The organism is Rhizobium sp. AC44/96, from assembly GCF_001692185.1.
Classification (GTDB): domain Bacteria; phylum Pseudomonadota; class Alphaproteobacteria; order Rhizobiales; family Rhizobiaceae; genus Rhizobium.
This window is the reverse complement of sequence record NZ_LXKO01000041.1, coordinates 242,686-250,445: the sequence shown is the minus strand read 5'-3', so window position 1 is coordinate 250,445 and position 7,760 is coordinate 242,686. Positions and strand designations below refer to the sequence as shown.

5 protein-coding genes and 1 riboswitch are annotated in these 7,760 nt (G+C 59.8%); of the genes, 2 read left to right on the top strand and 3 right to left on the bottom strand.

Going from position 1 to position 7,760, the window contains the following annotated elements:
* Window positions 1-169: 169 nt before the first annotated feature.
* A complete protein-coding gene (locus A6U87_RS28065) occupies window positions 170-1,180 on the bottom strand; it encodes an aldose epimerase family protein (protein ID WP_083199694.1) in 1,011 nt (336 codons plus the stop codon).
* A gap of 140 nt (window positions 1,181-1,320) precedes the next feature.
* Complete coding sequence (metA, locus tag A6U87_RS28060) at window positions 1,321-2,244, bottom strand: homoserine O-succinyltransferase (protein WP_065694590.1); 924 nt, start codon at window positions 2,242-2,244, stop codon at window positions 1,321-1,323.
* 34 nt (window positions 2,245-2,278) lie between these two features.
* Window positions 2,279-2,356, bottom strand: a riboswitch (SAM riboswitch).
* A gap of 150 nt (window positions 2,357-2,506) precedes the next feature.
* Between metA and A6U87_RS28055 the strand changes: the two genes are divergently transcribed.
* Window positions 2,507-4,333, top strand: coding sequence for an ABC transporter ATP-binding protein/permease (locus tag A6U87_RS28055; RefSeq protein WP_065694589.1), 1,827 nt, complete (start codon window positions 2,507-2,509; stop codon window positions 4,331-4,333).
* Between the two features lie 415 nt (window positions 4,334-4,748).
* On the opposite strand, the gene A6U87_RS28050 is transcribed toward A6U87_RS28055, so the two are convergent.
* The gene (locus tag A6U87_RS28050; protein WP_065694614.1) at window positions 4,749-7,310 is read right to left on the bottom strand and encodes an FAD-dependent oxidoreductase; all 2,562 of its coding nucleotides are present in this window, start codon (window positions 7,308-7,310) and stop codon (window positions 4,749-4,751) included.
* Between A6U87_RS28050 and A6U87_RS30015 the strand changes: the two genes are divergently transcribed.
* Window positions 7,311-7,757, top strand: coding sequence for a hypothetical protein (locus A6U87_RS30015; RefSeq protein WP_158007304.1), 447 nt, complete (start codon window positions 7,311-7,313; stop codon window positions 7,755-7,757).
* Window positions 7,758-7,760: the final 3 nt, after the last annotated feature.

The window sequence follows — 7,760 nt, the reverse complement described above, 5'->3', positions numbered from 1 at the left end:
ACGCACTCGCAATCATCCTCCAAACAGTCACCCCGCAGGAGTGTCAAAACCACTTCAGCGAGGCTGGATATGAACGGACTTAAAACAATCCCGCTCTAGCCGCGGACAGAAAGACCCCGCGGTCGCCTGCGGGGGTTCAAGGTAGATCCTTGCGTCCGAAAAGCGGACGTCAGTTCTTGGAGAAGATGTAGTCGGTTTCCTGGCGCAGTACCTCGCCCGGGCGAAGGACCGCGTTCGGGAAGTTCTCGTGGTTGATGGCATCAGGCCAGATCTGCGTCTCCAGGCAAAAGCCCGCAAAAGGCCCATACTGGCGGCCATCGATGCCTGATACCGGCACGTCCATCTTGAAGCCCGCGTAGAACTGAATGCCGGGCTCGGTCGTGCGCACTTCCAGCGACACCCCGGAATGCAGGCTACGTGCGAGCGCGACGGAGCGCTTTGCTGTGCGTTCAGCCGAGAGGCAGAAGTTATGATCGTAAAGCGCCTGCTGATCTCCATCGAAACGCTTCATCGGCGCCATTTCGCGGAAGTCGAAAGCGGTTCCCGCCACAGACCGGACCTCGCCAGTCGGGATCTGCAGCTCATCCGTCACGAGGTAGCCGTCGGCGGCAATCATGATGTCATGCTCGAGCGCATCGTCGCGTCCATCGAGATTGAAATAGGCATGCTGGCAGACATTGGCGAGCGTCGGCTGATCCGATGTCGTTTCATAGGTAACGGAAAGCTGACCGTTGCCGTGCACGCGATAGGTTGCCTGAATCGCGCAATTGCCGGGGTAGCCGCCGCGTCCGTCCTGGTCGACGATCTTGAGGACGACGCGATCGGTGTCGTGTTCGACGATTGTCCAGTTGCGCACGGCGATGTTGTTGCTGCCGCCGTGAAGATGGGTCACGCCGTTTTCGTTCAGATCAAGCTGGTATTGCTTGCCGTCCAGGGTGAATTTGCCATGGCCGATACGGTTGGCACAGCGACCGGGTGTCGCGCCAAAATAGGGCGAATGCGGGGGGTAGCTCTCGAAATTGTCGAAGCCCAGCGTGAGCGGCGCAACATGTCCGTCAAGACGGAGATCCTGGATCACCGCGCCCCAGGTAATGACCTTCGCTGTCAGCCCGCCGCCGATGATTTCAACCCGATGAACGGTTTCGCCCGTTTCGGTGTGCCCAAAAACTTCCCGCTCCAAGATGTCCTCCTCACGACCGCCTGTCTGTTTTTCCGAGGCCCGGAACCTGCCCCCATTTGCCGCAATTCGCAACCGCCGTGCGATAAAAAAGAAGCGCCACCAGATCAATGGTGGCGCTCGATCTTGCGATGCAAGAACCTTCAGCTGTTCTTGCCGATCTCCTCGAGATCGTAGGGCGTCGTCTGGTACATCTCATTGATCCAGTTGCCGAACAGCAAGTGCGCGTGGCTGCGCCAGCGATTTTGCGGGGCAAGCGACGGATCGTTATGGGGAAAATAGTTCTGCGGCATCTTTATCGGAACGCCGGCATTCACGTCGCGGAAATACTCGTCGGACAGTGACGTTGAATCGTACTCGACGTGATTGAAAATATAGAGCCGCTTACCCTTCTTCTCATGCACGAGGCACACGCCCATCTCGCTCGATTCCATGAGGATCTCGAGGCTCTCCGACTTTTCGATATCGGCGCGGCGCACCTCAGTCCACCGCGAGACCGGGACCTCGAAGTTGTCGGAAAAACCGTTCAGGTAGACGGACGACGGTGCGAGGTTCTTGTGGCGATAGACGCCGAACGCCTTTTCCTTCAGTTCGTGCTTGGGAACGCCATGGAAATGGTAGATCGCCGCCATCGCGCCCCAGCAGACGTTCATCGTCGAATGGACGTTTGTTTGCGTCCAGTCGAAAATCTGCTGCATTTCGCCCCAATAGTTCACATCTTCATATGGAAGGGTCTCGATCGGCGCGCCCGTGATGATGAAGCCGTCGAACTTCCGGTGCTTAACCTCTTCCCATGTCTGGTAGAAGGAGAGGAGATGGTCTTCCGAGGTGTTCTTTGCCTTGTGGTTTCCGATCCGGACGAGCGACAGTTCGACCTGGAGAGGCGAGGCGCCGACGAGACGCGCCATCTGCAGTTCCGTCTTGATCTTGTTCGGCATGAGGTTGAGAAGCCCGATCTGCAGGGGGCGGATGTCCTGGCGAATTGCCGCCGTCTCGGTCATCACGCGTACGCCTTCCTGAACCAGGGTTTCAAAGGCGGGCAATGTATCGGGAATCTTAATGGGCATTGCGGTCACTCGACAAGAAAAACGAAATATCGCTATCGGTCCGCACGCGGCCCTTTAGCAACTTCTTTAACGTGGCTGCAAGCCGGCCGGCCAAATCACCACGGAGTGCATTAGATAGCGCTACTCAGCCCGCGAATCAATGTCCGAAACGGTACAGGACGCTTCCGGACGATAACTGCCGCATTAATGGTTGCTAGAATCTGTTGCTGGACAGGATAGAAGGCCATGTTATTCAGGTGAGATGGGTGGTTTAGGAAAGCAAATGAGAGATGATGTAAAAGGGAGGCAGAGCATCCAGGCGCAGGATCGAGTGGGGTACGAGTTGAGCCTGATCTATCGCTTGAAGGTGATGTTTGCCGCCTTCTGGAGTTCCCGCGTGCGCACCAAGGTCCTGCTTATCGGGCCGGCGCTGATCGGTGTCATCCTGCTGACGGCCTATGCAACCGTGCTCCTGAACCAGTGGAATGCGCCATTCTACGACGCCATTGCGCGTCGCGACCTGCCGGGATTCTTTCATCAGCTCAAGATCTTTGCCCTGATCGCCGGTCTGCTCCTGCTACTGAACGTCATTCAGGCGTGGTTCAACCAGATGACCGCGCTCTACATGCGCGAAGGTCTCACCCGGGATCTGGTCGATCAGTGGCTGCAGCGAAAGCGGGCATTGCGCTTGTCCGCCAGTGGGCTCATCGGCATCAATCCCGACCAGCGCCTGCATGAGGATGCGCGAAATCTTGCCGAAAGCACCACGAGCCTGATGATCGGGCTGGTGCAGTCAACCATCCTGCTGGTGAGTTTCATCGGCGTGCTCTGGGAATTGTCGAGCGGTTTCGTCTTTCATTTCGGCACGCACAGTTTTTCCATTCCTGGCTATATGGTTTGGGCGGCTGTCTTCTACGCAGCGTCCGCCTCCGTTCTTAGCCAGCTCGTCGGTCGCAAGCTTGTTCGATTGAACGCCGACCGCTTCTCCAAGGAAGCCGAGCTTCGTTTCGCGCTGATGCATGCAAACGAAAACATGCCGGCGATTACCGTCGCGCGCGGCGAGGAGAACGAACGGCTGCGCATCAATGGGGACATCAGCGGCGTGCTTGCTGTTCTCAGAAGGTTGGCAATGGCCAACGTGAACCTGACCTGGGTTTCCGCCGGTTATGGCTGGCTGGTCGTGGTCATCCCCATCATCGTTGCGGCCCCCGCCTATTTCTCGGGCGGCCTCACGTTCGGCCAGCTGATGATGTCGGTCGGCGCGTTTAACCAGGTCAACACCGCGCTTCGCTGGTATGTCTCGAACTTCGGGCCGATTGCCGAATGGCGCGCAACGCTGATGCGCGTCACCGATTTTCGTCAGGCGCTGACGAGCATGGGCGACGATCACAATCTCAAGGAAGGCATCGACTATGAGAAGGAGGCTTCCGATACGCTGACGCTCGACCGGGTGCAGATCGCGGCCAAGATTGGGGAAGAAATCGACCAATGTGGTGGCTTCCGGGTGCACGAGACCAGCGTGACCATCAAGGCCGGCGAGAAAGTCATGATCAATGGCGATCATAGCGTCAACCGACGCCTGCTTTTCCTGGCGCTTTCAGAAATATGGCCTTTCGGTTCCGGCAAGATCGGGTTGCCGTCTTCCGGCGAGATGATTTTCGTTCCGCAGTCGGCCTACATACCCGGCGGCACGCTCCGCGAGGTTCTTGCTTTTCCCGAGCCGGCCGGCACCTACAACAATGCCGACGTCGAAGCTGCGCTCGGAACGGCGGGGCTCCAGCACCTGATCGCGCGCCTCGACACGCAGGCGCGCTGGGACAAGCTGCTTGACTCCGACGAACAGAAAGCCATTGGCTTCGCCCGTCTGCTGCTTGTCCGCCCGCGCTGGATCGTCTTTGACGAAGTGCTCGAAGGCATGGAGCCGGCGTGGCTGGTCACGATGATCAAGGTGCTCGAATCCATGCCCGAAAGCACGATGATCTATATCGGCCGCTCCGAGGCCTATGTCGAAGCGCTGCAGCCGCGCATTCTGCATCTCGAGCCCCTTCTGGGGAGGCCGGAACCGGTGGTCGTTACGAAGGTGCCGAACTCGCCGGCGCCAGCCATCTGAACGACGCGCGAAAGCGTTCGCAGCATGGCTGAACGCCATGCTGAGGAGCTAGGACCGCCCGTCCTCAAATGGAAACAGTTCTATTGGCTCAAGGGAGTCGGATAACCCAGGCCGGCGCGCGGCGTCGCCCAGTTCCACGACCAAGTCGGCCGAGCGATCAGCCGCCCCGTTTCAACCAACCCGGTGGCTTGCTTCGCAAACCAGCTAGGGCTCGGTGTCTTTCCGCCGGGATCAGGCGATCGAAGCATAACGCCAATTGATGGGACGAGCGCCCGTGGGTTCGGCTTATGCGTTCAACAGGCTGGCCGAGGAGCAGGAAGTGATCGCTCTGCGATCTCGTCCCTGAAGGATGATCCGACTGTTCGGACCGAACGGTTTCCTGCCTCTTGCTTTCTCACGTGAGTGCGGCTCGCAATCACGTACGCGGCTTCAGGTTCTCCGGATCGTAGATCGGCTTGTAGCCGACGCTGACCACCTCGACCGGATAGGTCTCGGCGAAATATTCGACATTCAGCTTGCGGCCGACCTGGCAGTATTCCTGCGGCAGGTAGGCGAGCGCGATGTTCTTGCCGACCGTCGGGCCGTAGGCGACCGAGGTCGTGTAGGAGATGCGGCCGAGGCTATCGACCAGCGTCTTGCCTGTTTCAGGATCCATGACCGGCATCGAGCCGACGGGGTAGCGCTTGACGCCCTTGCTGTCGGTGTTTTCGGTCATGACGAGGGTGCAGAGCATCGCCGGCTGGTGTTCGCGGGCCTTGTATTCCAGGTGTTTCGCCTTTCCGCGGAAATCGGCTTCCTTGACCTTCGGGCGGGCGAGATCGGCTTCCAGCAGGTTGTACTGTGTGAGCAGGTCGCCGTTCTGCAGGCGCAGCGACTTTTCCATGCGGCGCGAGTTGGCGTAGGTCTCGACGCCGAAGGCCATGACACCGGTGGCGCGGAGCGCATCCCAGACGGCTAGGCCATCCTCGTATTTCATGTGCAGTTCCCAGCCCTGTTCGCCGACATAGGAGATGCGGAAGGCGGTGACCGTCTTGCCCGCGATCTCGATCGGCTTGATGGCCGCGAAGGCGAAGTTTTCGGGGTCGAGCGCTGCCGGATCGGCGACGACTTTCTTCAGCGTGTCGCGGGCGTTCGGACCCCAGATGCCGATCGTGATGAACTTTTCCGAGACGTCGGTGATCGTGACGTCGAGGCCGCGATCCTCGGCGACGCGCTTCATGTAGTGGAAGTCGCGCGGACCGGCGTCTGCGCCGTTGATGAGGCGGCAGCGGTCGGCCATGCGGATGACGGTGAAGTCGGCGCGGACCATGCCCTCGTCGTCGAGGAAGTGGGTGTAGATGCCCTTGCCAATGTTGGCGTCACCGCCGATCTTGGCGGCGCAGAGCCACTCAAGCAGCTCGACATGATCGGGGCCCTCGATGTCGACCATGTGGAAATGGCTGAGGTTGACGATGCCGCAATCCTCGCTCATCGCCAGATGCTCGGCGTTGGAGACGCGCCAGAAGTGGCGGTTGTCCCACTCGTTTTCGCGCACGGGAACGCGATCGGCGTATTTCTCCAGCAGGTGCTCGTTGGCCTTGTAGCCATGGGCGCGTTCCCAGCCGCCGAGTTCCATGAAGTAGCCGCCGAGTTCCTTTTCGCGCTCGTAGAAGGGCGAGCGCTTGGCGTTGCGGCCGGAGGCATAGGGTTCGCGGGTGTGAACGGCGGGGAAGTAGATCTTCTGCGCGGCCTCATAGCAGCGGCCGGCGATGAAGTCCTCGGTCAGTTGGTGCGGATAGAAGCGCGAATAGTCGATCGAATTGTGGTCGATCTCGGTGCGGCCGTCGGTCATCCAGTCGGCGATCAGCTTGCCGTAGCCCGGGCCGTCCTTGACCCAGATGGCGACGCAATACCAGAGGCCGCGCACCTTCTGGCTCTCGCCGCAGGAGGGGCCGCCGGCGGCGGAGACCTGCAGCAGGCCGTTGAAGGAGTGACCTTCGTTATAGCCGAGTTCACCGAGGATCGGGGTCAGTTCCATGGCCTTTTCGAGCGGCTCAAGGATCTGCTCCATTTCGAGGTCGCGCTGCGAGGGCGACAGGCGCGCCTCGTGCTTTTCGAGAAGCTCGCGCGGGTGGCACATGCGCGGGTTGGTGGTCTCGTAGTAACCCCACTCGATCTGGCCGCCTTCAGTGGTCTTCGGGTCGCCGGTGTCGCGCATATATGCGGAGTTGCCCTGGTCGCGCAGCAGCGGGAAGCCGATTTCCTTGCCCGTGCCTTCGAACTCGTTGTAGGGGCCGAAGAAGGTGAGGGGGTGATCGACCGGCATGACCGGCAGGTCTTCGCCGACCATCTCGGCGATCAGGCGGCCCCAGAGGCCAGCGCAGACGATGACGTGATCGGCCATGATGGTGCCGCGATGGGTGACGACGCCCTTGATGCGGCCGCCCTCTGTTATCAGCGACTGGGCCGGCGTGTTGCCGAACATCTTTAGCTTGCCGGATTTTTCGGCGGCATCGACCAGCTTGCCGGCGACGGTCTGCGAACGCGGGATGACAAGGCCGGCGTCGGGATCGAACATGCCGCCCTGGACCTGATCTTCCTCGATCAGCGGGAACATTTCCTTGATCTCAGCGGGCGAGACGTAATGCGCCCGGGTGCCGAAGGCCTTGGCGGAGCTGAGCTTGCGCTTGATCTCTTCCATCCACGCATCGTCGCCGGTACGCGCGACTTCAAGGCCGCCGATGCGGGAGTAGTGGCCCATCTTCTCGTAGAAATCGATCGAATACTGGGTGGTCCAGACCGAGAGATAGTCGTGTGACGTGGTGTAACAGAAGTCCGAGGCGTGGGCGGTCGAGCCGATGTCGGTCGGGATGCCCGACTTATCGATGCCGACGATGTCGTCCCATCCTCGTTCGATCAGGTGATGGGCGATCGAGGCGCCGACGATGCCGCCGAGACCGATGATGACGACTTTTGCCTTGGTTGGAAATTCCGCCACGTGCCGGTTCCTTCTTGGTTCTTCGACGAATGTGTCACGCCACATCCATTTTCAATTTTCACTCAGATCTTTTCGCATACAGACCACGGTATTGGGCAGCTTATGATCGTCATCGGGTCCACCCCCCGCGACATCGGTGTAGTCGCGCCAGAGTTAGGCCTGATCAAACCCGACATCGCCGATCACCTTAGCTTTCCGGTCAGTGTTGATGTGGCCGTCTCAACAGCAATCAACTTGTGCCATTTCAGGCTAACCGACCGCTGCCAGAACGACGTCAGCTTGAGCGGCCTTGCGATCGATATCAAGAGGCTCAGGGAAGGTTCATCTCGAGATTGGCAAGCACCCTACGGGCTGCTCTTCTCGATCATTCTGGTCAGGCAACGCAGCAGCGTCGACTTGCCCGACCCGGGCAGGGACCGCAAACACGAGGCCGGGTTACCCTGCTAAACG